Raw genomic sequence first — 22,592 nt, forward strand, 5'->3', positions numbered from 1 at the left:
AAGCCTTGGCTCGTTGATCGGGATACCAAACGGTTGGATTACACGTTGGCCAGTCGGCTAGGCCTACTCGCCGCCGCCGGCCGCCACCAGGTGCCCGCCGTCACGCGTTCGGACGGCGGCGACCTTGCCCAGCCGGACGCCGGGCCTGCTGAGCGTCCGGCGGGAAGTCGCTGTGTCAGGTCCGCCGCCTCCGGCGGACCTGGGTCAGCTTCGCCGCGACGGTGGCGGCCATGACGATCGCGTAGCTGATCACTAGGCTCGTGTAGTCAATGTCGAAGGCGAGACCTGCGAGGGCCATACCGATCGCGGTGAGGACCGCGATGGCGGCGATCTCCGTCCACACGTTGGAGAACTTCACTGCCACTCCTTTACGGCGGACGCAGTGATGGATAGCGGCTGCGGTCGCAATGTCACTCTAACGTGCTCGTACCGGTAAGCGTCCCCGATGGGCCGACCTTGTCCGGCCGCCGAGGCCGGCACGGTCACCCTGACTACCCGCGAGGTCGGGAAGTGGCCTTGCTGGTGCCGATGCCCGCAGGACGCTGGACGGGGTGTGTCGTCGGTGACGATGTGGTCATGGGTAAGCGGCTCCGGTGGGCGAAGCTGCCGCCAGCGGAGCGGGAGCGGCGGATGGCGCAGAGCGCGGCCGACCGGGAACGCGCGACCTGCGGCCAGGCTTCGGCGACGCCGGCGGAGCGGCAGCGCCGTGCCGCGCAGAGCCAGGCCGCCCGGCAGCGGGCCGCGAGCGACCCGGCCGAGTGTCAACGCCGCGCAGCGCAGCGCCGGGCCTGATCGCCGTACGTCAGACCGACGATCGCTGGAGGTGTGTATGGGTGGATGCGGCGCCTGGTTGGGCCGTCATCACTGATATCCACATGATGTCCGTGTGGGGTGTGGTCGGGGGCATGGTGGTGGCGGAATCTCGGCCGGCGTGGGGGCGTTACACCATGCGTGCGACCGAGGAAGCGACCCGCCCGCGGCGTGGGTGAGGCCCCGGAATGAGGGCGGCCCGTCGGTCGTTACACATGGACCCGGCACCGTGAAAGCCTCCTAGGGCCGCGCGGTTGCCCGGGGATCCCTTTCTTTCCTGTTCTGTTGAGCGCCGGACGGTGCTCGCACCCTGCGCTCCCAAACCCCCTTTGGGCGCGTGTGGGGTGTCGACCCCCGAATGGAGCATTCTCATGAACACGATTCTGCGTCGTAGTGTGCTGGCCCTGGCGGCGTCCGCGACCCTAGGCGGAGCGTTCGCGGTGGGCGCCACGCCCGCAACCGCTGCTAGCAACCCGCATCCGGACAAGGTGGCCGAGGCTTCCTCGTGGCTGCAGGAGGAGCTGCTGAAGTTGCAGCCCGGCACAGCCGACGGCGGTATCTACACCGACAAGCCCGGCTACCACAACACCCGCGTAGCCAACAGCCCCACCGACTACTCCGTCCTCGACGACAACGACCAGGGCGGACCCTCGGACAAGGCCGCCGCCTACGACTGGACCTTCTCGGAGGCCACCAACATCGCCGAGTACTCCAGCCGNCTGCTCGCCTCCGGCCAGGATCCCGATGATCCTCGACTGGACGGCTGGCGTGAGTTCTTCGGGCAGGCCGACAGCGACAACGAGGTGGAAGGCTGGGACTTCCGCAAGGACGAAGCCGCCACNTCNGACCCGTCNCACCTCTGGCACATCCACCTGAGCGAGGACCGGGACAAGGTCACCAGCTTCGAGAACAAAGAGGCACTACTCAGCGTTCTCCGAGGCGAGACCGTGGACCAGTGGCGGCTCAACAAGTGAGCCGACCGGGTCGTTGACCACGCCGCCGGGCTGGTCACCGAGTACAGCCGACCCACCAAGATCACGCCCTCGCAAGGGGAGAGCAAACTGTTGGCCGGCGCCCGAACTGGGTGCCGGCCAACAGCCGTACCTAGGCCCCATCACCCGGGGCTGCTAGCCAATAGCGAGTCGCCTATTCAGTGCCAGCCGGTACCTGCTCCTGATCATCAGGAGTGGTGTAGACCTGCAGCAGCAGGTGAGCCAGCGCTCGAAGGTCTTCAGGTGTCATCTCGGCGACCCGGATGTTCCCGCTACGGCGAACCCGTGGCCGAGGCGTTCGGTATATTCCGATCTTGGGAGAAGTGTCAAGTAATCACGTTCGAGATTCATTGACACCCCAGACGGCCTCCCACAGAAAACCCGGTCTCCAGAACGGGTGAGTGGTCCTGCTCAGCTCTTCGGCTCGGACAGGACACAGAATTCGTTGCCCTCGGGGTCGAAGAGGGTCACCCAGTGCTGCCCTTCCTGCGCGGGGTCGGCGAGCCGGGCACCGAGGGAGATCAGCCGGGCGACCTCGGCCTCGTGGTTGTCGGGGCGGAAGTCGGGGTGGAGCCGATTCTTCGCCGTCTTGCCCTCAGGGACGGGGACGAAGAGCAGCCCCGGCAACCGGTCCGGCTCGGGTCGGATCTCCATGATCTCCTCGGTCTTGTCGACCACGACCCAGCCGAGAGCCACGGCCCACCACTGCCCGAGGGCGATCGGGTCGGAGGAGTCCACGATGATCTGTTCCCATTCGAGGGCCATAAGCATGATCATAGACAGTCGGCCGGCTGGCGGGACGGGACCCGACGGTCTGCAAAGGTCTCGGCCGCATAAGGCCTCCGGTCGCCGTAGGGCCGGTAGTCCGCGGGCGGCTGGGGTGCCAGATCCACCGGCCGCCCGCGGACGATGCCGACCATCAGGCACCTCGGCGGCACTCCCGACAAGATCGCGAAGTCGCTACAGGCAGAGATGACACCTGAAGACCTTCGAGCGCTGGCTCACCTGCTGCTGCAGGTCTACACCACTCCTGATGATCAGGAGCAGGTACCGGCTGGCACTGAATAGGCGACTCGCTATTGGCTAGCAGCCCCGGGTGATGGGGCCTAGGTACGGCTGTTGGCAAGGGTGGGGCTGCTTGTCGGGGTGATGGCGGCGCTGTCGGGCCCCGGGGGTGGTTGGTGGTGGCTGGGTGTGCCGTTGGGACTGGGCTGCCTGACTCATCCCTCGGCGACGCGTTGACGCACTCGCGGGTTCCGCTGCTGTGGCCGATCCGGGTACGAGGCTGCCGGTGGGCGGCGGGGCAAGTGGGCGCCGTTGCGGTTTCGCACCTGCGCACCCCGGACGAGGTGATCTCGTACGCTGCCGAACGTGGGTGACTTCCTCAAGACGACGCTGGCCCGGGTGCCGGACGGATTCGACCTGCCGGAGCCGCTGCGCCTGCTCTTCGCCTGGGTCGACGAGCAGGGTTTCGTGGCGAAAGGGCACGACGGGGATCTGTACGGCTCGTTGAGTGACAACGGCTGGGTGGGCACCTCGATTGAGCTGCGTGGCTGTACCGCCGAGCAGACCCTTTCGTACGCACGATCATGGTTCGACGAGTCGATCCCAGATCCGGCCGCACGGTTGTGGCCGTTCGCGCAGACCGGCGGCGAAGGTTCGACAGCCGCGCTGTGGCGTGACGGTGAGGGACGAGTCAGGATCGTTCATCTCGGTTCAGGCAGCGGTTCGATGATGACGTGTGTGCTCGCCGACGATGCGGTCGACTTTCTGCGGCTGCTAGCGATCGGCTACCGGGAGATTTGCTGGAACGTGGAGTTCGGCGCGCCGCCCGAGCCGTGGGACGCCGACCACGAGATCGTCAATGCGCCCTACCGGAACTGGCTGTACCGCACCTTCGGTGTCACCGCCCCGACGACCGGGCTGGAGATCGTGCCGGAGCCCGCCGAGATGGGCAACGAGGACACCGCGGACCCGTTCTGCCGTTGGGTCGACAACAAGGAAGCCTGAGCCGGTCACCGGCGCAGGAGACCCTGGTGATCTCCGACTACGAAATCTTGCCAGGGCCAGTACAGGGCCTACGCCGACACCTCAGGTCGCCGGTCTGTAGAGACTGCCGCAATCAGCCGTCGGCTTGCTCGTCGGTAGCGGCGCACCGTAGCGGGCGACGTAGCCGAAAACTCGCGTGTGTGAGGACAAGCAGGCAGGTATACAACGGACAGCAAGTTGCCATGCGCGACACAGAGGAGCAGAGATGACCGGTAAGACCTCGCCGGCCAAGTCCGTATCCGACCGCGCCATGCGTGCTGTCATGGCAAAGAACCGGGCCGCGTGGCTCGACTGCTTTGCCGAGGACGCGCTGCTGCGCGACCCGGTCGGTGGTTCGCCGCTTGACCCGCACGGAAAGGGCTTCCGGGGGCATGCCGCCCTAGCACAGTTCTGGGACTCACTGGTCGAGCCCGCCCAGGACGTGCGCTTCGTCGTGCGCGAGGAATACCCCTCGTCCCAGGCCACGGCGAAGGTGGCGTCAGTCGCCGTCACGCTGCCTGGAGGCGAGGCACTCAGCTACGACGGCGTGTTCGTGTACGAGGTGGACGAGTCTGAACGGATCACGTCCTTGAGCGGGTACTTCACGCCACCCTTCCCCGCGACGTAGCCGGCCCTTGAGGACTAGCGCTCGGAGAAGTCCCGTTAGGCAAGATCATCTGTGGCCGGGCGGACAGCTGCCCAAATCAGGCCCCGCCGCACCGGAACAACTCGCGTCATCAGACGATGATCGTGGATGCAGATCTCGCTGCCAGCACCGTGCTCGGCGTTACTCACCGTGATTGCTGGACAAGCCAGGAACACGAATACAAGACACTTAGATTACGCGACCCTGCCAGTCGACTAGGCCTGGAGTGGAGGGCAGTCCGCAGCGGGCGGGAAGACACGCCACAGCCCCGACCCTTGCGAGTCGGGGCTGTGGCGTTGGAATGTGGATCAGACGCACTACGAGTAGAGCATCCCTGGATGTGGACCTGGCTACTCCGGCTCGTGCAGCATCAACTGCCGGGCGGCCTCGGTGACGGAGCCGGAGAGCGAGGGGTAGATGGTGATGGTCTGAGCCAGCTCGTTGACCGTCAGATGGTTCTCCACGGCCATCGTGATCGGCAGGATCAGCTCGCTGGCCTTCGGGGCGACCACCACGCCACCGATCACCTGGCCGCTGGCGGGCCGGCAGAAGAGTTTGACGAAGCCGTCGGGGACTTCGTCCATCTTCGCCCGGGCGTTGCCGGCGAGCGGCAGCATGACCTGCCGAGCCGGCACCCTCCCCGCGTCCACCTCGTCCTGGGAAACGCCGACCGTGGCCAGCTCCGGGTCGGTGAAGACGTTCGCCGCGACCGTACGTAGCCGTAGCGGCCGAACCGCCTCGCCGAGCGCGTGCCACATCGCGATCCGGCCCTGCATCGCGGCCACGCTGGCCAACGGCAGCATCCCGGTGCAGTCACCGGCGGCATAGATGCCGGGCACGTTGGTCCGGGACACCCGGTCGACCGCGACGTACCCACCCCGGGCCAGCCCGACGCCGTACTCGGCCAGCCCCAGATCGGCGGTGTTGGGAACGGAGCCCACCGCGATCAGCGCGTGTGAACCGTGCACCCGGCGCCCGTCGGAGAGCTCGACCTCGACGCCGTCGGCAGTCCGGCGGACGGCGTTGGCCCGGGAGTTGTTCAGGATGCTCATCCCCCGGCTGCGGAACACCCGCTCGATCGCCATCGCCGCGTCGGCGTCCTCATGCGGCATCACCCGGTCCCGGCTGGAGACGAGGGTGACCTCGATCCCCATCGCCAGGTAGGCGCTGGCGAACTCGGCGCCGGTGACGCCGGAGCCGACCACGATCAGGTGCCGGGGCAACTCGGGGAGGTCGTACACCTGCCGCCAGGTGAGGATGCGCTCGCCGTCCGGGACCGCGGTGGGGAGTTGGCGCGGGGTAGCGCCGGTGGCGATCAGGACGGTGGTGGCATCGATCTGGTCCTCCGCGCCACCATCCGCTGGTGTGACGATCACCCGATGGTTGTGACCGAGCGTGTCTTCGCCGAGCCGGGCCCTGCCGGCCACGAACGTCACCCCGGCCTTGACCAACTTGGCGTGAATGTCGGCAGACTGCGCGAGCGCGAGCCGCTTGACTCGTGCGTGCACCGCCGGGGCGTCAACGGTGACCGCCGCCAGCCCGTCCGAGTGGACCCCGAACTCCTCCGTGTCCCGATACCCGGTCACCAGCTGTGAGCTGGCGATGAAGGTCTTCGACGGCACACAGTCGGACAGCACGCAGGCACCGCCGGCGCCGTCTGCCTCGACCACGGTGACATCGGCGTCCAGTTGGGCGGCGACCAACGCCGCCTCATAACCGGCCGGCCCCCCACCGATGATCACGATCCGGCTCACAGCGCTCACTCCTCGTCCATGCTCACAGTGACTTTCTTCTCCCGAACGCATCCGACACGCACCGTCGTATTCTCCCCCACCCGTCGGCCGGGCTATCGTCATCGTTGTGCGTCATTACGCCGCCTACGGCTCAAACCTCGACCCTGCCCGGATGCGCGCCTACTGTCCGCATTCGCCGATGGTGGGCACCGGCTGGCTCGAAGGCTGGCGGCTCACCTTCGCCGGTGAAGGCGTGATCGGCTGGGAGGGCGCGGTCAGCACCGTGGTCGAGTCCCCCGGGGACCGCGTCTTCGTGGCGCTCTACGACATCCACGCGTACGACGCGGCCCAGCTCGACGAGATCGAGGGCGTAACCTCCGGCACCTACCGAAAACTCCACCTGCGGGTGTCGGCCCTGACCGGCGATGTGACGGCGTGGATCTACGTATTCGACGGTTACGAGGGGGGCCTGCCGACCTCGTGGTACCTCTCGGAAATCGCCAACGCCGCCGAGAAGGCGGGCGCCCCGGACGACTACGTCACGGGACTGCGTTCCCGCCCCACCGGCACCGCTTCGGCCTGACGGCCGGCAGTCTGTCGCGGGATGTCGCACGACCCACAGTCTGCTATCGCCCCCGTCGGGGCAACGAGCCGGCCCCGCCGTGCGTCGTCAATCACACATTCGGGTGTCGGCCGGCACGGCGTGGGTCGGCCTCCTCCTCGGCGAGCGCCTCTGCCGCGGCCTCCACCTCGCCGGTCCGGCGTCGCGCGACGACGACCGCCCGTTCGGCTGCCCGCCGCGCCGACTTCGCCCGGCTCAGCTCCTCTTCGGCAGCAGCCCGTTGCCGCTCCAGCTCGGCGATCTCCGCTTCGATCGCAGCGAGGCCGTCCACTCCGCCCCGCTCAGCCTCCGCGGCACCGGCCAGCTCCGCCTCGGCCCGTTCCTGATCAGTACGGGCCTGCGCCAACTCCGTCGCCAACGCCCGACGTCGCCGTTCCCGCTCGGCGCGGGCGGCCCGCTCCGCCTGCCGGGCACGGGGTGCTGACCGGTCGCCACCCGGTGGCCGGGACGGCGGCGCCGGCTCCTCGGTGACCAGCCGTAGCTGCGGTCGCGGCACCTCGCCGAATCCGGCGTAGCTGGCGGCCCGGAGCAGCCGGCCGGAGCGCACCTGCTCGGCGACCTCGGCGTCGGAGAGCGCGGCGTTGAGGGTCGATTCCACCGCACCGAGCGGGAGCTTGCCGGGCGGTGGGGCACCGGGTACCGCGGTTGCCAGACTGCGGACCTCCGCGAGCAGCGCGCCGACCACCGCCCGCCGTTGGGTGGAGAGCTCCCGCAGTTGCGCGCCGCGAAGCTCGCGCTGGGCCGACCGGAGTGACTCCGCGAGCTGACCCAGGTCGGCGACGAGCTCCGGTCGCTCCAACGCGAGCAGGTTCACCAGCCAGGCTGCGACCGTGGGGCGACGAAGCCGGGCGATCTCCCGCGCGGCAGGTACGTCGCCCGCTCGCCGCGCCTCGGCCACCGCCTCGTCCCGGGCGGCCACAAACCGGTCGGGTGGCGTGCGGTAGAGCTGCCGCAGCAGTTCCCGAGACGGACCAGACATGCGGTTCAGGCATCCACCAGGGTGCCCGGTACGAGCCGCTGGTAGTCCACGTCGGAGAGGCGGACGAAGTTGTTGTTCAGCACGTCCAGGCCTCGGTCGTTGAGTAACCCGTCGTGCAACGCGTACGCCCGGCGGGGCGTGACGGCGCGGAGGAAGTCCAGCGACTCGGCGAACTTCGCCCAGGGCGCGTGGATCGGCAGGAACAGCGTGTCGACCGGAACGTCCTGCGGTACGACGAAGGAGTCGCCGGGGTGGTAGACCACGTCGTCAATCAGGTACGCCAGGTTCTCCACCACCGGAAGGTCGGAGTGGATCACGGCGTGTCGGCCGCCGTAGGCACGGACCGGGACGCCGGCGGCGGTGAATTCCGCGCCCGCCTCGACCGGGACGAACGCGGCGGTCAGGCCCTCCAGCACAGTCGCCAGCGACGGCGGCCCGTACACGACGAACGGCCCCCGGTCGTGCTGCTCGGTCAGGGCCGCCACATCCACGTGGTCCGGGTGCTCGTGGGTGATCAGCACAGCGTCCACCCCGTCCAGCGCGGCGCGCTCGCTGTAGACGCCGGGATCAACGACCAGCACCCCGCCTTCGTCCTCCACCCGGATGCAGGAGTGCGTGTACTTGGTCAGCCGCATTCGTGACTCCTCGAGAATCGAATCGTGACCTCCTCAGCGCAGTCTGCCGGAAGGGACGCCGCATCGCGTCCCGACTGACCGATCGTCCCTGCCGTCCGGGTCACGCCCCGGGGCGGGAGCAGATGAATGTTACGGATCGGAGCGGACATGTATCGATGTGAACCGCGCGGCCGAGGGGCGGCGCTGCTGGCGATACTGGTGGGGGTCCTGCTCGTCAGTGGCTGCGGTGCGGGGACCGACGAGCACGTCGGTCCGGGCACCGACGACGACGCGGCGGCGACCGCGGCGGGTGCCGGCCAGCAGGACGGGCCGGCCGGGCCGGCCGAGGGTGGCGACGCTTCGGCGGACCTCCGGGTCGACCAGCGTGCCATCGTCTACACCGGTTCGATGCGCGTGCAGGTGCCCGACGTCGAGCAGGCCGCCCGCGAGGCGATCGCCCGGACCACCGCGGCCGGTGGTTTCGTCGGTGGTGACCAGCGACGTAGTGCCGCTGGGAACGCCACCGTCGAGCTGACCCTCCGGGTGCCGGCCGCGAAGTTCGCGTCGGTGGTGGAGCAGGTCGCCGAACTCGGCAAACGGCAGCGGCAGGAGATCTCCACCGAGGACGTTACCGAGGAGACGATCGACCTCGACGCCCGGATCACCACGCAACGGGCTCGGGTGGAGAACGCCCGACGGCTGCTCGGCGAGGCACAGTCGATCAGCGATCTGGTGTCGCTGGAGAACGAGTTGGCGCGCCGCGAGGCCGATCTCGCCTCGCTGGAGGCGAAGCAGCGCCGGCTGGCGGACCTCACCGCGCTCTCCTCGATCGTGGTGTCGCTGGTCGGCCCGGACGCCGCCACCGAGGACGAGGCTTCCGCGTTCGGTTTCGTGGCTGGTCTCGAGGGCGGGTGGAAGGTCTTCCTGATCTCGGGGACCGTCCTGCTGACCGTGCTCGGGGCGGTACTGCCGTGGCTGCTCCTGCTCGGCGTGCCGGTGGGCACGACGGTGTGGCTGCTACGCCGCCGCTCGCGGCCGGCCCTGGTCGCTCCCCCCGCGGACGGCGCCGGGAGGGGGCCGGCCGATCCCACCGGCGCCGGGGTCGCTCCGCCCGCGGTCAGCCCGCCGCCGCAAGCGCCTGGAGCGCGGTCTGCACCATGAGCCGGACACCGACCGGGATGGCCCGCTCGTCCGGATCGAACGATGCGCGGTGGAGGTCAACGTTCGGGCCCGAGCGGCCGACACCGAGTCGGGCCAGGGCACCGGGGACGTACTCCAGATACCAGGAGAAGTCCTCACCCCCCATGCTCTGCGGAGTCTCCGCGATGCCGGCCGGCCCGAGCGCGGCGGTGGTCGCGGCGGCGAAGACCTGGATGGCCTGGGAATCGTTGCTGACCGGTGGTCGGCCACGCTGATAGTCCAGGTCCACGGTGGCGCCGGTGGGGGCGATCACGTCCTGGACCACCTGGGCGACGACATCGGGGGCCATCGCCCAGGTGTCCCGATCCATCACGCGCAGCGTCCCGGAGGCACAGGCCTCCGACGGGATGACGTTGTAGCGGGTGCCGGCCGAGGCGTGGCCGAAGACCAGCAGTAGTCCACTGTTGGCCGGCACCCGCCGGGCGACCATGGCCGGCACCTCGGTGATCAGCCGGCCGAGGGCGTCAACCAGATCGACGGTGAGGTGCGGGCGGGCGGTGTGCCCGCCGGGACCGGTCAACCGAACGCTGACGTTGTCGGCGGCAGCGGTGATCGGACCGACCCGCAGGCCGACCTCGCCGACCGGCAGGTTCGGGTCGCAGTGCAGCGCGAAGATCTGCACCACCTCGTCGAGACCGCCGGCCTCGATCACCTCAAGCGACCCACAGGGCAGGATCTCCTCGGCCGGCTGGAAGATCAGGCGCACCCGGCCCGGCAGTTCGCCCGCTTCGGCGAGGCGGGCGAGGAGCATTCCCAGGCCGAGCAGGACCGTGGTGTGCACGTCGTGGCCGCAGGCGTGACACACCCCGTCAACCGTGGAGCGGAAGGGCACGTCCTTGCTGTCGGTCAACGGCAGCGCGTCGATGTCGGCCCGGAACGCGATTACCGGACCGTCTGGGCGACCGTCGATGTCGCAGATGACTCCGTTGCCCTTCGGGAGCAGCCGGGGTCGCAACCCGGCTCGGGTCAGCTCCCGGGCGATCAGAGCGGCCGTCTCGAACTCCTCGCCGGAGAGCTCCGGATGTGAGTGGATTCGCCGACGGGTGGCGATCAGGCCCGACACCCGGAACGCAAGAAACTGGTCCAGGTCGAGGGGTAGGGGCTGGGAGCCGGCGGGCGCCTCCGTCCAGGACGACGCCAGCTGGCCATTACTCGGCAGCGTCAACGCACTCGTCACGTCGAATTCTCGATCACTAGAAATGGATGAATCTTCCGGAACCGCCGACAGCCTAGACCTCCGACGGTGACGCTGCGCAACCTCGTTCTGGTAGCGATCGGGCCGCTCTGCGTCACGTACGCCCTGCTCGGGGCGCTCGTTCATCGGCGGGACAGCAGGTAGATCGCGGTTGAACGCTGCCATCTGCCCCACACCTCCTACAACGCGTAACCGATTCACGAGTGAGGAATTTTTCCCCATCACTCGAGACCGTCATCCGAATTGTGGCATTAGTCCGTTCTATTAACGGACACTCCGACAACTAGCAACCACACTCACGACCGGGCCCGCAGACGGTCACACGTTCACCCGGTAACCGACCACACACGATGTGCGTCTACCTCACTCGAACGGGTTACCCACGGTTGCCGCCGACTACCCGCCGAAACTGTTACCCCAGCCCCCGAACGGGCAGCGGGCAGCAACCGCTGGCGGCACCGGCAGCACCGCGGGAACGCCAGCCGCCGGATGCCAGGGCGGGGAGCCGGGACGCCAGGACGTGGGGACGGGCGCCGGGGCGGGGTCAGAAGCGATCAGCGGGGCGGTACATCCCCCAGACCTCACGCAGCGTGCCGCAAACCTCGCCAACCGTGGCGCGAGCCCGCAGCGCCTCCTTCATCGGGTAGAGCACGTTACCGCTCCCCTCGGCAGCGGCCCGGAGCTGCGCCCGGGCTCGCTCGACCGCACCGGAGTCCCGCTCAGCCCGCAACTTCGCCAGCCGCTCGGCCTGCGCGACCTCGATCGCCGGGTCGACCCGCAGCGGCTCGTACGGCTCCTCCTCGTCCACCGTGAACCGGTTGAGCCCCACCACGACCCGCTCGCCGGAGTCGATCTGCTGCGCGATCTGGTACGCCGACTGCTCGATCTCCCGCTTCTGGAACCCGACCTCGATCGCCTCAACCGCCGAACCGTGCTCGAAGACCCGCTGCATCAGCCCCTCCGCCGCGGTCTCGATCTCGGCCGTCATCGCCTCCACCACGTACGAACCGGCGAACGGGTCAACAGTGTCGGTCAGGTCCGTCTCGTAGGCGAGCACCTGCTGCGTCCGCAGCGCGAGCCGGGCGGCCTTCTCCGTCGGCAACGCGATCGCCTCGTCGAAGCTGTTGGTGTGCAGCGACTGCGTTCCGCCGAGTACGGCACCGAGCCCCTGCACCGCCACCCGGACCAGGTTCACCTCCGGTTGCTGGGCGGTGAGCTGCACGCCGGCGGTCTGGGTGTGGAAACGGAGCATCATCGACTTCGGGTTCTCCGCCCCGAACTCGTCCCGCATCAGCCGCGCCCAGATCCGCCGGGCGGCACGGAACTTCGCCACCTCCTCCAACAGCGTCGTCCGGGCGACGAAGAAGAACGACAGCCGGGGCGCGAAGTCATCCACGGCGAGCCCGGCGGCGATCGCCGCGCGCACGTACTCGACCCCGTTGGCCAGGGTGAAGGCGATCTCCTGAACGGGGGACGCGCCCGCCTCGGCCATGTGGTAGCCGGAGATGGAAATGGTGTTCCACTTTGGCACCTCGGCGCGACAGTAGGCGAAGGTGTCCGCGACCAGGCGCAGCGAGGGCTTCGGCGGGAAGATGTACGTCCCGCGGGCGATGTACTCCTTGAGGATGTCGTTCTGGATCGTGCCGTTCAACGCCGCCCCCGGCACGCCGTTCTCCTCGGCGACCAACTGATAGAGCAGCAGCAGCACCGAGCCCGGCGCGTTGATGGTCATCGAGGTGGAGACCTTGTCCAGCGGAATGCCGTCGAAGAGCAGTCGCATGTCCTCGATGGAGTCAATGGCGACACCGACCTTGCCGACCTCACCGTGGGCGATCGACTCGTCCGAGTCGTACCCCATCTGGGTGGGCAGGTCGAAGGCGACGGAGAGTCCCATCGTGCCGGCCCGAAGCAGCTGGTGGTAGCGCGCGTTGGACTCCGCGGCGGTACCGAAGCCGGCATACTGGCGCATCGTCCAGGGGCGCGCCGTGTACATGGTCGGGTAGACCCCACGGGTGTACGGGTACTCCCCCGGGTTGCCCAGCCGGGAGTCCAGGTCCTCCGGGAGGTCGGCCGCCGTGTAGACGCCCTGAATCGGGAAACCGGACTCGCTTGACCGCCGTTCGCTCATTACCGGATGGTAAGACGACCTGTTCCGGCACCGGATGAGGGATTGGGCACACACCCCACCCGGCCACCCCAGCGTGCCCGCTCGGACACGCATCGTCGACTTTGCCAAATGTCCGCCGCGTCGGCTTTCGCAACCGGCATCCGACCCAGCAAGATAGGGGGGTTGTGTCCCAGCCCCCCTCGAAATCCCCGGTGGCTCTTCAGTGACTCAGATCCCGACGTGGAGCGGCGGACCTGTCAGTCCTCCCAGCGACCGCGCAACACCCAACACCATCATTGGCGGGCGCTACTCACTGCGCTCGGCGGTGGGCAATGGCGGCATGGGCACGGTTTGGCGTGCCGCAGACACTCTCCTGCGCCGAGACGTGGCCGTCAAGGAGGTCGTCCTACCCCAGGGGCTGGCCCCCTCCGACCGCGACGCGATGTACGAACGAACCCTGCGCGAGGCCCGTGCCGCGGCAGCGATCCAACACCCCGCCGTCGTCCAGGTTTACGACGTGGTCACCGAGGGTGGCCGACCGTGGATCGTGATGGAGCTGCTCGACTCCCGCAGCCTCGCGGACATGGTGATCGAAGACGGCCCGTTGGCCCAGCGGGTGGTAGCCAAGATCGGCGTCTCGCTGCTCGGCGCGCTGGAGGTGGCGCACGCGATCGGCGTACTGCATCGCGATGTCAAGCCCGCCAACGTCCTGATCTGTTCGGACGGCCGCTGCGTGCTGACCGACTTCGGAGTGGCCCGGATGCCCACCGACGTGCAGCTCACCACGCCCGGCATGGTGCTCGGCTCCCCACACTTCATCTCCCCCGAACGGGCGATGGGCCAGGACTTCGGGCCGCCCAGCGACCTGTTCTCCCTCGGGGTGACCCTCTACACGGCCGTCGAGGGGCGCCCGCCCTTCGACAAGGGCGATCCGATCGAGACGATGCACTCGGTCGTCGAGGATCCGCCCGCCCCGCCCCGGCGCAGTGGCCCGCTGGTGCCCGTACTGATGGGGCTGCTGGAGAAGGACCCGGACCACCGGCTGCCGGTGCACACGGCCCGGGCCATGCTCCGCGAGCTGCTCGCCGGCCCGCTGACCAGCAACGCGACTGCGGTGAACTCGGTGACCGACCCGTACTCGGTGGTGCCGGTCCAGCAACAGCCAGCCGCGATCCCGCAGCCGGCCCAACCCGTCCAACCGGCTCAACCGACGCCGGCCCAACCGGCCCAGCCGGCTCAACCGACGCCGGCCCAACCGGCCCAGCCGAAACCGAGCGGCACGATCGGCGGGCGAGCGATGCTCGCGGCCGGTGAGTCGCTCACCGACCGACTCGCCGCGCTGCGCCGGGGCGAGCGTCCCGCGGTGGAGTCCCGGGCCACCCCCGCGGCCCTGGAGGAAACCAGCGCCGACGCGCTCGCCGGTCCGGTGAACACACCGACCGGGGCGATGCCGGCGCCGAGTCGCACCTACGGCGGGGATGTCACCCAGCGCGTCGGCAGCTACCCGGCCCCGGCCGCTCCCCCGGCCGGGGCCCAGTGGTCCGTTCCGGGCACCGGTCAGGCGTGGACCAGCACATCGCAGTCACCGACACCAGCACCGGCGCCAAGCGGGGGCCTCCCCGGTCAGGCCCGGTTCGGCGGCAACCAACTCATACGCCGGGTGAAGAACTGGCCGGGCAGGGTCCAACTCGCCGTCGCGGGCGGGCTGGCCGTGGTGCTCCTGATCGGCATCTTCGCCTTCACCGGCGGTGACGATCCGGAGCCGCCGGTCGCACCCCCGGCGGCCCCGCCGACGTCGGCCGCTCCCACCATCGAGCTTCCCGAACTGATGGAGTACTCGGCGCGGGGGGTGCGGGTCCTGGTGCCGCAGGGTTGGGAGGAGAAGGTCGGCGGGCTGTACACCGACTACGTGGACCCAGAGGACCAGGGCCGCCGGGTCCGCGTCATCACCGAGAAGTGGAACAACACCTCGGCCCGCTGGGCGGAGATCGCCGAGGACGGGCTGCGGAGCAACTCCTCCTGCGCGGAGCCGTACCGTCAGATCGCCCTGGACGTCGGGGTCGAGCTGGCCGGCAAGCCGGCGGCCCAGCTTGAATACACCTGCGGCGCGGGCGCGGAGATGCGGCACGGCATCTGGCGTGGCGTCGCCCACGAGGGTCAGTCGTACTCGTTCTACCTGACCGCCAACGACGCCCGGTTCGAGGAGAGTCGACCGATCTTCGACGAGATGGTCAAATCTTTCCAGCTGACCGCGGCCAGCTGAGCCTGGGCGAGCTGACGGGGTGATCCGCCGACGTGCTATCAAGAGGCATGTCGGCGGATCACCACCACCTCAATGACCTTCGTGAGCAGGCCCAGCGTTGGCTCGACGACGATCCGGACCCGGCCGGCCGCGCCGAGCTCCAGGCGGTGCTCGACCGGCTTCCGGCCAGCGCCCCGGAGCTGGCCGACCGCTTCGCCGGCCCGCTGACCTTCGGCACCGCGGGCCTGCGCGGCCCGTTGCGTGCCGGCCCGAACGGAATGAACCTCGCGGTGGTCACCCAGGCCGCCGCCGGGCTGGTCGCCTGGCTGACCGCCCAGGGCGGCGTCGGTCCCCTGGTGATCGGGTACGACGCCCGAACCGGCTCCCGCGCCTTCGCGGAACGAACCGCGCAGGTCGCCACCGGCGCTGGCCGCCCGGCGCTGCTGCTCCCCCGCCCGCTGCCGACGCCGGTGCTGGCCCATGCGGTGCGGCAGCACGAGGCGGTCGCCGGAGTGATGGTGACCGCCAGCCACAACCCGCCCCAGGACAACGGCTACAAGGTCTACCTGGGCGCCCAGCTCGGTGGTGAACTGGGCGCGGGCGCGCAGATCGTGCCGCCGGCGGACGCCGAGATCGAGTCCGCCATCCGCGCGGTCGGCCCGCTGGCTGACGTACGGCTGGGCCCACCCGGGCAGCTCCTCGACGACACCCTGGTGGCGTCGTACGTGCAGCAGGCCGTCGCGGTGATCGCACCGGACGGGCCGCGTGACCTACAGGTGGCGTACACGCCGCTACACGGAGTCGGCGCGGAGGTACTCACGGCGGCGTTCGCGGCGGCCGGTTTCCCCGCCCCGCAGCTCGTGCCGGACCAGGCTGAGCCGGACCCGAAGTTTCCCACGGTCGCCTTCCCCAACCCGGAGGAGCCCGGCGCCGTTGACCGGCTCACCGCCCTGGCCGACGCGACCGGCGCGGACCTCGCGATCGCCAACGACCCGGACGCGGACCGCTGCGCGGTGGTGATCCGCGAGCCGGCCGACGCGGGGGCGGACGGGGACGCTCCGGGCTGGCGAATGCTCCGCGGTGACGAGATGGGGGCACTCCTCGCCGACCACCTGATGCGCCGCGGCCGAACCGGCCTCTACGCGACCACCATCGTGTCGTCGGCGCTGCTGCGCGCGATGTGCACGGCCCGGGACCTGCCGTATGACGAGACCCTGACCGGGTTCAAGTGGATTGTCCGAGCCGGCGGGGGCTCCACCCCGCTGGTCTTCGGCTACGAGGAGGCGCTGGGCTACTGCGTCGCCCCCGACCATGTCCGGGACAAGGACGGCATCACCGCAGCGCTGACCATCGCCGAGCTCGCCGCTGGGCTCAAGGCGGAGGGGCGTAGCCTCGCCGACCGGCTGGACGAGTTGGCGGCCGAGTTCGGCGTGCACCACACCGACCAGCTCTCGGTCCGGGTGGACGACCTGCAGGTGATCACAGACGCGATGGCCCGGATCCGCGCCGCGACCCCGAGCACGCTGCTCGGAGAAGCGCTCATCGAATCCCGGGACCTACTCCCGACGGCCGATGTGGTGATCCTGCGCAGCGCCACCGCCCGGGTGGTGATCCGACCGTCCGGCACCGAGCCAAAGCTCAAGGCGTACCTGGAGGTGGTGCAGCCGGTCGTGGCGGGTGACATCGCCACGGCCCGCCGCCACGCCGCCGCGGCCGTCGCCGAGTTGCGCACCGAAACCGCCGCCAGCTTGGGGGTGTAGCGGGTCCGGTACCGGGAGCGTGGGGCGGTCCGATCCGGGGCAGCGGGCTGATTGACAGCACGGCATACCCCGGACTCCACGCTGTCGAGCCTGCCCGCACAAACGGGCAGCCCACGCGGTGCGGCAGCGGCGCCCCAGGCCCACGCTCTGGCCGAGCGCCGCCGACCGCCGCCCGCACGAGCCGGAAGCCGCCGGAGCGGCCGCGCCGTGGACCAGTCGGTCAGAAGCGGGGCATGCCACCAAACTGCCGGTCACCGGCGTCGCCCAGGCCGGGGACGATGAACCGACGGTCGTTCAGGCCCTCGTCGACTGCCGCCGTGACCAGACGCAGGGGCAGGCCGGAGCGGTCCAGCCGGTCAATTCCGACCGGCGCGGCGAGCACGCAGAGCACAGTGATGTCGGTACACCCCCGATCGGCGAGAAGCCGGCAGCAGTGCTCCAACGAGCCCCCGGTGGCGAGCATCGGGTCGAGCACCAGCACCGGCAGTCCGGTGAGGTCGGGCGGGAGCGACTCCATGTACGCGCGGGGCTCGAAGGTCTCCTCGTCCCGGGCCAGACCGACGAAGCCCATCGAAGACTCCGGCAGCAGGCCCAGCGCGGCGTCGGCCATGCCGAGGCCGGCCCGCAGCACCGGCACCAGTAGCGGCGGATTGGCGAGTCGGGTGCCCTGAGTGTCGGTCACCGGGGTTTGCACCGGGTAGCGCTCGACGGGGAAGGAGCGGGCCGCCTCGTACACCAGCATGGTGGTGAGTTCGTGCAGCGCGGCACGGAACGAGGCCGAGTCGGTCCGGGCATCGCGCATCGCGGTCAGCCGCGCCTGGGCGAGCGGGTGGTCAATGACGTGTACTTCCACGGTCGCTCAACCTACCCGCCCACGGTCCTGGGCACCCTCGGTGTGGCCGGAACGACGGCGCTGGCGGGCACCACCACCATGACCAAGATCACAGCCAGACGCTCGGGCGTAGACTCCGGTTCATGACGGCGACAGCGATGTCGGCCCGGCCGGACCTAACCGAGCTGGGACGATCCGAGACCGCGCTCCGGGGGTTCCTCCACGGCCTGCCCGGCGTGGACCAGGTCGGTGCCGAGCAGCGGGCGGCGCAGCTCGGCACCCGTTCGATCAAGGCCACGGCGAAGGCCTGGGCGATCGACCTGGCAATCCGGATGGTCGACCTGACCACCCTGGAGGGGGCCGACACCCCCGGCAAGGTTCGGGCCCTCGCCGCCAAGGCCCTGCGCCCCGACCCCGCCGACCCGTCCTGTCCGCACGTCGGCGCCGTCTGCGTCTACCCGTCGATGGTCCCGTACGTGGCCGAGGTGCTGCGTGGGCCCGCCGGCGGGGCCGGATCGGCCGGCGCCGAAGCAGCACCAGCCGGAGCCGGCGTGGTACACCTGGCCAGCGTGGCGACCGCCTTCCCCGCCGGCCAGGCGCCGCTGGAGGTCAAGCTCGCCGACACCCGGGCAGCGGTCGCGGCCGGCGCCGACGAGATCGACATGGTGATCAACCGGAGCGCCTTCCTGACCGGCCGGTACCAGGAGGTCTACGACGAGGTCGTGGCCATCCGAGAGGCCTGCGGCCCGGCTCACCTCAAGGTGATCCTGGAAACCGGGGAGCTCTGCACCTACGACAACGTCCGCCGCGCATCCTGGCTCGCGATGCTGGCTGGCGCGGACTTCATCAAGACCTCCACCGGCAAGGTCCCGGCGGCGGCCACCCCGCCGGTGACGCTGGTGATGCTGGAAGCGGTCCGGGACTTCCGTGCCGCGACCGGACGGCAGGTCGGCGTGAAGCCGGCCGGCGGCATCAAGACCACCAAAGACGCCATCAAGTACCTCGTGCTGGTCAACGAGACGGTCGGGGCGGACTGGCTGGACCCGGACTGGTTCCGGTTCGGCGCCTCCAGCCTCCTCAACGACCTGCTGATGCAGCGCACCAAGCTGACGACCGGCGACTACGCCGGTCCCGACTACTTCACCCGGGACTGAGCGCGATGTTCGAGTACGCCCCCGCCCCCGAGTCACGCTCGGTGGTACAGCTCCAGCCCGCGTACGGGCTCTTCGTCGGCGGCGAGTTCGTTGATCCGGCCGACGGCGACAGCTTCACGTCGATCAACCCCGCCTCCGAGGAGGTCCTCGCCGAAATCGCCCTCGGCGGCGTCGGCGATGTCGACCGCGCGGTCCGCGCCGCGCGCACCGCGTACGACCGGGTCTGGGGTCCGATGCCGGGCCGGGACCGGGCCAAGTACCTGTTCCGGATCGCCCGCCTCATCCAGGAGCGGTCCCGCGAGTTGGCGGTGCTGGAGTCGCTGGACAACGGCAAACCGATCAGGGAGTCCCGGGACGTTGACCTTCCGCTGGTCGCCGCCCACTTCTTCTACCACGCCGGCTGGGCGGACAAGCTCGACCACGCGGGGTTCGGGCCCGGCCCCCGGCCGCTCGGGGTCGCCGCGCAGATCATCCCGTGGAACTTCCCCCTGCTCATGCTGGCGTGGAAGATCGCCCCGGCGCTGGCCACCGGCAACACCGTGGTACTCAAACCCGCGGAGACGACCTCGCTCACCGCGCTGCTCTTCGCCGAGATCTGCCAACAGGCCGACCTCCCCGCCGGGGTGGTGAACATCGTCACCGGCGCGGGTGAGACCGGCCGGGCTCTGGTCGAGCACCCCGACGTGGACAAGGTCGCCTTCACCGGCTCCACCGAGGTGGGCAAGGCCATCGCCCGCGCCGTCGCCGGCACCGACACGAAGCTAACCCTGGAGCTGGGCGGTAAGGCCGCCAACATCGTCTTCGACGACGCCCCGGTGGACCAGGCGGTGGAGGGCATCGTCAACGGCATCTTCTTCAACCAGGGGCACGTCTGCTGCGCCGGCTCCCGCCTGCTGCTGCAGGAGTCGGTCGCCGACGAAGTGCTGGCGTCGCTCAAGCGGCGGATGGCCCAGCTGCGCGTCGGTGACCCGCTGGACAAGAACACCGACATCGGGGCGATCAACTCGGCGGCGCAACTGGCCCGGATCAGCGAGCTCGCCGACGCCGGCACGGCCGAGGGTGCCCAGCGCTGGTCGCCCCCGTGCGAGCTTCCCGACCGTGGCTTCTGGTTCGCGCCCACCATCTTCACCGGTGTCACCCAGGCCCACCGGATCGCCCGCGAGGAGATCTTCGGCCCGGTGCTGTCCGTGTTGACCTTCCGCACTCCGGCGGAGGCCGTCGAGAAGGCCAACAACACTCCGTACGGGCTCTCGGCCGGGGTGTGGACGGAGAAGGGCTCCCGAATGCTGTGGCTGGCCGACCGGCTCCGCGCCGGCGTGGTCTGGGCAAACACGTTCAACAAATTCGACCCCACCGCGCCGTTCGGCGGTTACCAGGAGTCGGGCTACGGTCGCGAGGGCGGCCGGCACGGGCTGGAGGCGTACCTGAATGTCTGAGCGGGTCGCGGTACGAAAGACGTACAAGCTCTACATCGGCGGGAAGTTCCCGCGCAGCGAGTCGGGACGGTCGTATCTCGTGCAGTCAGGTGAGAACAGCACAGCCAACGTGGCGCTCGCCTCACGCAAGGACGCCCGGGACGCGGTCGTGGCGGCCCGGGCCGCCGGCTCGGGTTGGGCCGGCGCGACCGCGTACAACCGTGGTCAGATCCTCTACCGCGTCGCCGAGATGCTGGAGGGCCGGCGCGAGCAGTTCGTGGCCCTGGGCATCCCCGGCGACGAGGTGGACGCCGCGACCGACCGGTGGGTCTGGTACGCCGGCTGGTCGGACAAGCTGCCCCAGGTGCGGGGCGGCGTGAACCCGGTCGCTGGCCCGTACCTCAACCTGTCGACGCCGGAGCCCACCGGGGTGGTGGCGGCGGTGGCCCCCGCGGCGCCGGCGCTACTCGGCCTGGTCAGTGTGATCGCCCCGGCGATCGTGAGCGGAAACACAGTGGTCGTGGCGGCCTCGCCCACCGACCCCCTCGCCGCGGTGACCCTGGCCGAGGTGCTGGCCACCTCGGATCTGCCCGCCGGGGTAGTCAACATCCTGACCGGTCGCATCAAGGAGACAGTCCCGTCCCTGGCGGGCCACCGGGATGTCAACGCCCTCGACCTGACCGGCGTGGCCGACGCCGAGTTGGCGACGAGTCTGGAGGTCAGGGCGGCGGAGAACCTCAAGCGGGTACTGCGCCCCGTCCCGCCCCACCACGACTGGTACGCCGATCCCGGCCTGGCCCGGATGACGGCGCTGCTGGAGACGAAGACGGTCTGGCACCCCAAGGGCGGGTAGCCGCCGCTACTACGCCGGGTAGGATTGCCGGGTGACCCGGCTCGGCGAGCTCGAACGCGCAGTGATGGATGTGCTGTGGGACCTACTCCCCGGCAGAGCAGACGGACTGATGGTGCGGGAGGTCGCCGACGCCCTCGCCGGACGTGAGCTGGCCTACACCACCGTGCTGACCGTGCTGGACCGGCTCGCCGGCAAGGGCATGGTGCGGCGGGAACGCGAGGGGCGGGCCTGGCGGTACCGGGCCGCCGCGAGCCGAGAGGCGTACATCGCCCAACTGATGCTCGACGCGCTGGACCTCGGCGGTAGCCGAGACGCCGCCCTGGTGCGCTTCGCCCGGTCGGTGACCGGCACCGAGGCGGAGGTGCTGCGCGCCGCGCTGATCGCGTCCGGAGAGCCCAGCCCCCCGGCGGACCCGGTCACCCCGGCGGGCCCCGCCACCCCGGCGGACCCGGTCACACCGTCGGCCAAGACGCCGAAGCGCTAGGGCGGCGAGCATGACGTACGCGCTGCACTTCGGGCTCGCGGTGCTGGCCTGCTGGCTCACCGCGCAGGTGTTGGCCCGTTCGACCTGGACCTGGCGCAGCCCGCGGGTGGCCATTCTCTGCTGGCAGGCGGTCGGTCTGGCGGCGGGTCTGGCGGCGATGGGTCTCCCGATGGCCCTCGGCCTGGCCGGGTACGACCTGCCGACCGGCAGCGCGCTCTGGGCCCTCGCCGGGGAACTGCGGCGCGACGCGTGGCCGGCCGGGGTAACCGCCCTCCAGCTCGGGCTCGTCGGTCTCGGCTGCGGAATCGGCGTGGTGCTGTTCACCACCACCCTCCGCAGCCTGCACAGCGCCGTCCGGGCCCAACGCCGCCACCGGGATCTGCTCACGCTGGTCGCCCGGCAGGATCCGACGGTGCCCGGCGCGCTGGTGCTCGACCATCCGAGTGCGGCCGCGTACTGCCTACCCGGAGTACGACCCCGGGTCGTGGTCAGTGCCGGCACCCTCGACCTGCTGGACCAGGCCGAGCTGGCGGCAGTGCTCACCCACGAGCGGGCTCACGCCCAGGAACGGCATGACCTCGTCCTGTTGCCGTTCACCGCGCTCCGCCGGGCGTTGCCCTGGCTCCGCTGGGTACGGGACGCACACGAGCGAGTCACCCTGCTGGTCGAGATGCGCGCCGATGACAAGGCTCGCGAGCGGCACGCCGAGGCACCCCTGGCAGGTGCGCTGCGCCGATTCGCCGCCGCTGGTGAGCGGCTGACTCCGGCCGGCACCCTGGGCCTCGGCGACCACGACCTCGAACTGCGGGTCCACCGGCTGCTGGAGTCGGGACGACCGCCCCGGCTGGTCGGCGCCGCGGCGCTGGCGGTGACGACCACTCTGGTCGCCCTACCGGTCTCGCTGTTCCTGAGCTGATGGCCGCGGC

At 70.1% G+C, this 22,592-nt stretch carries 21 protein-coding genes and 1 pseudogene; 14 read left to right on the top strand and 8 right to left on the bottom strand.

What is annotated here, in order from left to right:
• Positions 1 to 175: 175 nt before the first annotated feature.
• Positions 176 to 358 carry a hypothetical protein gene (locus SALPAC3_RS0110285; RefSeq protein WP_018221159.1) on the bottom strand — a complete coding sequence of 61 codons (183 nt, stop codon included), beginning with the start codon at positions 356 to 358 and terminating at the stop codon, positions 176 to 178.
• Positions 359 to 576: 218 nt separating this feature from the next.
• Here SALPAC3_RS0110285 and SALPAC3_RS28320 point away from each other — a divergent pair, with 218 nt between their 5' ends.
• On the top strand, positions 577 to 792 hold the full coding sequence (locus tag SALPAC3_RS28320) for a hypothetical protein (RefSeq protein WP_196233726.1): 216 nt from the start codon (positions 577 to 579) through the stop codon (positions 790 to 792).
• A 389-nt stretch (positions 793 to 1,181) separates the two neighbouring features.
• Complete coding sequence (locus SALPAC3_RS0110295) at positions 1,182 to 1,784, top strand: hypothetical protein (RefSeq protein WP_018219561.1); 603 nt, start codon at positions 1,182 to 1,184, stop codon at positions 1,782 to 1,784.
• A gap of 429 nt (positions 1,785 to 2,213) precedes the next feature.
• Here the strand turns inward: SALPAC3_RS0110295 and SALPAC3_RS0110300 are convergent, their stop codons facing one another.
• Positions 2,214 to 2,579, bottom strand: a complete 366-nt coding sequence (locus SALPAC3_RS0110300; RefSeq protein ID WP_018221161.1) for a VOC family protein — start codon at positions 2,577 to 2,579, stop codon at positions 2,214 to 2,216.
• Positions 2,580 to 2,924: 345 nt separating this feature from the next.
• On the opposite strand from SALPAC3_RS0110300, the pseudogene SALPAC3_RS26930 reads away from it, so the two are divergent.
• The 3 genes and pseudogenes from SALPAC3_RS26930 to SALPAC3_RS0110315 form a co-directional block, all read left to right on the top strand.
• Positions 2,925 to 3,134, top strand: a pseudogene (locus SALPAC3_RS26930) (metal-dependent hydrolase); the annotation flags it as partial.
• Positions 3,135 to 3,173: 39 nt separating this feature from the next.
• On the top strand, positions 3,174 to 3,812 hold the full coding sequence (locus SALPAC3_RS0110310; protein WP_018221163.1) for a hypothetical protein: 639 nt from the start codon (positions 3,174 to 3,176) through the stop codon (positions 3,810 to 3,812).
• Between the two features lie 244 nt (positions 3,813 to 4,056).
• A complete protein-coding gene (locus SALPAC3_RS0110315) occupies positions 4,057 to 4,458 on the top strand; it encodes a nuclear transport factor 2 family protein (protein WP_018221164.1) in 402 nt (133 codons plus the stop codon).
• Between the two features lie 368 nt (positions 4,459 to 4,826).
• Here SALPAC3_RS0110315 and SALPAC3_RS0110320 read toward each other — a convergent pair whose 3' ends face one another.
• Entirely contained in the window at positions 4,827 to 6,230 is a 1,404-nt protein-coding gene (locus SALPAC3_RS0110320; protein WP_018221165.1) for an NAD(P)H-quinone dehydrogenase, read from the bottom strand.
• 106 nt (positions 6,231 to 6,336) lie between these two features.
• Here SALPAC3_RS0110320 and SALPAC3_RS0110325 point away from each other — a divergent pair, with 106 nt between their 5' ends.
• Positions 6,337 to 6,792, top strand: a complete 456-nt coding sequence (locus SALPAC3_RS0110325; RefSeq protein WP_026185420.1) for a gamma-glutamylcyclotransferase — start codon at positions 6,337 to 6,339, stop codon at positions 6,790 to 6,792.
• A 91-nt stretch (positions 6,793 to 6,883) separates the two neighbouring features.
• On the opposite strand, the gene SALPAC3_RS0110330 is transcribed toward SALPAC3_RS0110325, so the two are convergent.
• Together SALPAC3_RS0110330 and SALPAC3_RS0110335 are read right to left on the bottom strand one after the other, a co-directional pair.
• A complete protein-coding gene (locus SALPAC3_RS0110330) occupies positions 6,884 to 7,810 on the bottom strand; it encodes a hypothetical protein (protein WP_018221167.1) in 927 nt (308 codons plus the stop codon).
• Positions 7,811 to 7,815: 5 nt separating this feature from the next.
• Positions 7,816 to 8,445 carry an MBL fold metallo-hydrolase gene (locus SALPAC3_RS0110335; RefSeq protein ID WP_018221168.1) on the bottom strand — a complete coding sequence of 210 codons (630 nt, stop codon included), beginning with the start codon at positions 8,443 to 8,445 and terminating at the stop codon, positions 7,816 to 7,818.
• Positions 8,446 to 8,571: 126 nt separating this feature from the next.
• Here SALPAC3_RS0110335 and SALPAC3_RS0110340 point away from each other — a divergent pair, with 126 nt between their 5' ends.
• Complete coding sequence (locus SALPAC3_RS0110340) at positions 8,572 to 9,585, top strand: DUF4349 domain-containing protein (RefSeq protein ID WP_026185421.1); 1,014 nt, start codon at positions 8,572 to 8,574, stop codon at positions 9,583 to 9,585.
• On the opposite strand, the gene SALPAC3_RS0110345 is transcribed toward SALPAC3_RS0110340, so the two are convergent.
• Positions 9,542 to 10,801, bottom strand: coding sequence for an amidohydrolase (locus SALPAC3_RS0110345; protein ID WP_018221170.1), 1,260 nt, complete (start codon positions 10,799 to 10,801; stop codon positions 9,542 to 9,544). The genes SALPAC3_RS0110340 and SALPAC3_RS0110345 overlap by 44 nt on opposite strands.
• Positions 10,802 to 11,363: 562 nt before the next feature.
• Entirely contained in the window at positions 11,364 to 12,947 is a 1,584-nt protein-coding gene (locus SALPAC3_RS0110350; protein WP_018221171.1) for an acyl-CoA mutase large subunit family protein, read from the bottom strand.
• A 202-nt stretch (positions 12,948 to 13,149) separates the two neighbouring features.
• Between SALPAC3_RS0110350 and SALPAC3_RS0110355 the strand changes: the two genes are divergently transcribed.
• Positions 13,150 to 15,189, top strand: coding sequence for a serine/threonine-protein kinase (locus tag SALPAC3_RS0110355; protein WP_026185422.1), 2,040 nt, complete (start codon positions 13,150 to 13,152; stop codon positions 15,187 to 15,189).
• A gap of 47 nt (positions 15,190 to 15,236) precedes the next feature.
• The gene (locus SALPAC3_RS0110360; RefSeq protein ID WP_018221173.1) at positions 15,237 to 16,928 is read left to right on the top strand and encodes a phospho-sugar mutase; all 1,692 of its coding nucleotides are present in this window, start codon (positions 15,237 to 15,239) and stop codon (positions 16,926 to 16,928) included.
• A 220-nt stretch (positions 16,929 to 17,148) separates the two neighbouring features.
• Here SALPAC3_RS0110360 and upp read toward each other — a convergent pair whose 3' ends face one another.
• Complete coding sequence (upp, locus tag SALPAC3_RS0110365; RefSeq protein ID WP_018221174.1) at positions 17,149 to 17,781, bottom strand: uracil phosphoribosyltransferase; 633 nt, start codon at positions 17,779 to 17,781, stop codon at positions 17,149 to 17,151.
• A gap of 122 nt (positions 17,782 to 17,903) precedes the next feature.
• On the opposite strand from upp, the gene deoC reads away from it, so the two are divergent.
• Genes deoC through SALPAC3_RS0110390 form a run of 5 tightly spaced genes read left to right on the top strand, consistent with a single transcriptional unit; the run spans position 17,904 to position 22,582 of the window.
• Positions 17,904 to 18,914, top strand: coding sequence for a deoxyribose-phosphate aldolase (deoC, locus tag SALPAC3_RS0110370; RefSeq protein ID WP_026185423.1), 1,011 nt, complete (start codon positions 17,904 to 17,906; stop codon positions 18,912 to 18,914).
• A 5-nt stretch (positions 18,915 to 18,919) separates the two neighbouring features.
• Positions 18,920 to 20,350 (top strand): aldehyde dehydrogenase family protein, encoded by a 1,431-nt coding sequence (locus tag SALPAC3_RS0110375; protein ID WP_018221176.1) that lies wholly within the window; start codon positions 18,920 to 18,922, stop codon positions 20,348 to 20,350.
• The gene (locus SALPAC3_RS0110380) at positions 20,343 to 21,182 is read left to right on the top strand and encodes an aldehyde dehydrogenase family protein (RefSeq protein WP_018221177.1); all 840 of its coding nucleotides are present in this window, start codon (positions 20,343 to 20,345) and stop codon (positions 21,180 to 21,182) included. Before SALPAC3_RS0110375 ends, SALPAC3_RS0110380 begins: the two co-directional genes overlap by 8 nt.
• 31 nt (positions 21,183 to 21,213) lie before the next feature.
• Positions 21,214 to 21,666, top strand: a complete 453-nt coding sequence (locus tag SALPAC3_RS0110385) for a BlaI/MecI/CopY family transcriptional regulator (protein ID WP_018221178.1) — start codon at positions 21,214 to 21,216, stop codon at positions 21,664 to 21,666.
• Between the two features lie 10 nt (positions 21,667 to 21,676).
• Positions 21,677 to 22,582, top strand: a complete 906-nt coding sequence (locus tag SALPAC3_RS0110390) for a M56 family metallopeptidase (RefSeq protein ID WP_018221179.1) — start codon at positions 21,677 to 21,679, stop codon at positions 22,580 to 22,582.
• Positions 22,583 to 22,592 lie beyond the last annotated feature (10 nt).

Source organism: Salinispora pacifica DSM 45544 (assembly GCF_000378845.1).
In the GTDB taxonomy this organism is placed as follows: Bacteria; Actinomycetota; Actinomycetes; order Mycobacteriales; family Micromonosporaceae; genus Micromonospora; species Micromonospora pacifica.

Bases quoted from the DNA above. Each gene is read 5' to 3' on its own strand.
- SALPAC3_RS0110340 (WP_026185421.1), top strand. From the start codon at position 8,572: ATGTTACGGATCGGAGCGGACATGTATCGATGTGAACCGCGCGGCCGA.
- SALPAC3_RS0110300 (WP_018221161.1), bottom strand. From the start codon at position 2,579: ATGATCATGCTTATGGCCCTCGAATGGGAACAGATCATCGTGGACTCC.
- SALPAC3_RS0110330 (WP_018221167.1), bottom strand. From the start codon at position 7,810: ATGTCTGGTCCGTCTCGGGAACTGCTGCGGCAGCTCTACCGCACGCCA.
- SALPAC3_RS0110380 (WP_018221177.1), top strand. From the start codon at position 20,343: ATGTCTGAGCGGGTCGCGGTACGAAAGACGTACAAGCTCTACATCGGC.
- SALPAC3_RS0110375 (WP_018221176.1), top strand. From the start codon at position 18,920: ATGTTCGAGTACGCCCCCGCCCCCGAGTCACGCTCGGTGGTACAGCTC.
- SALPAC3_RS0110390 (WP_018221179.1), top strand. From the start codon at position 21,677: ATGACGTACGCGCTGCACTTCGGGCTCGCGGTGCTGGCCTGCTGGCTC.
- SALPAC3_RS28320 (WP_196233726.1), top strand. From the start codon at position 577: ATGGGTAAGCGGCTCCGGTGGGCGAAGCTGCCGCCAGCGGAGCGGGAG.
- SALPAC3_RS0110350 (WP_018221171.1), bottom strand. From the start codon at position 12,947: ATGAGCGAACGGCGGTCAAGCGAGTCCGGTTTCCCGATTCAGGGCGTC.
- SALPAC3_RS0110315 (WP_018221164.1), top strand. From the start codon at position 4,057: ATGACCGGTAAGACCTCGCCGGCCAAGTCCGTATCCGACCGCGCCATG.
- SALPAC3_RS0110360 (WP_018221173.1), top strand. From the start codon at position 15,237: ATGTCGGCGGATCACCACCACCTCAATGACCTTCGTGAGCAGGCCCAG.
- deoC (WP_026185423.1), top strand. From the start codon at position 17,904: ATGACGGCGACAGCGATGTCGGCCCGGCCGGACCTAACCGAGCTGGGA.
- SALPAC3_RS0110335 (WP_018221168.1), bottom strand. From the start codon at position 8,445: ATGCGGCTGACCAAGTACACGCACTCCTGCATCCGGGTGGAGGACGAA.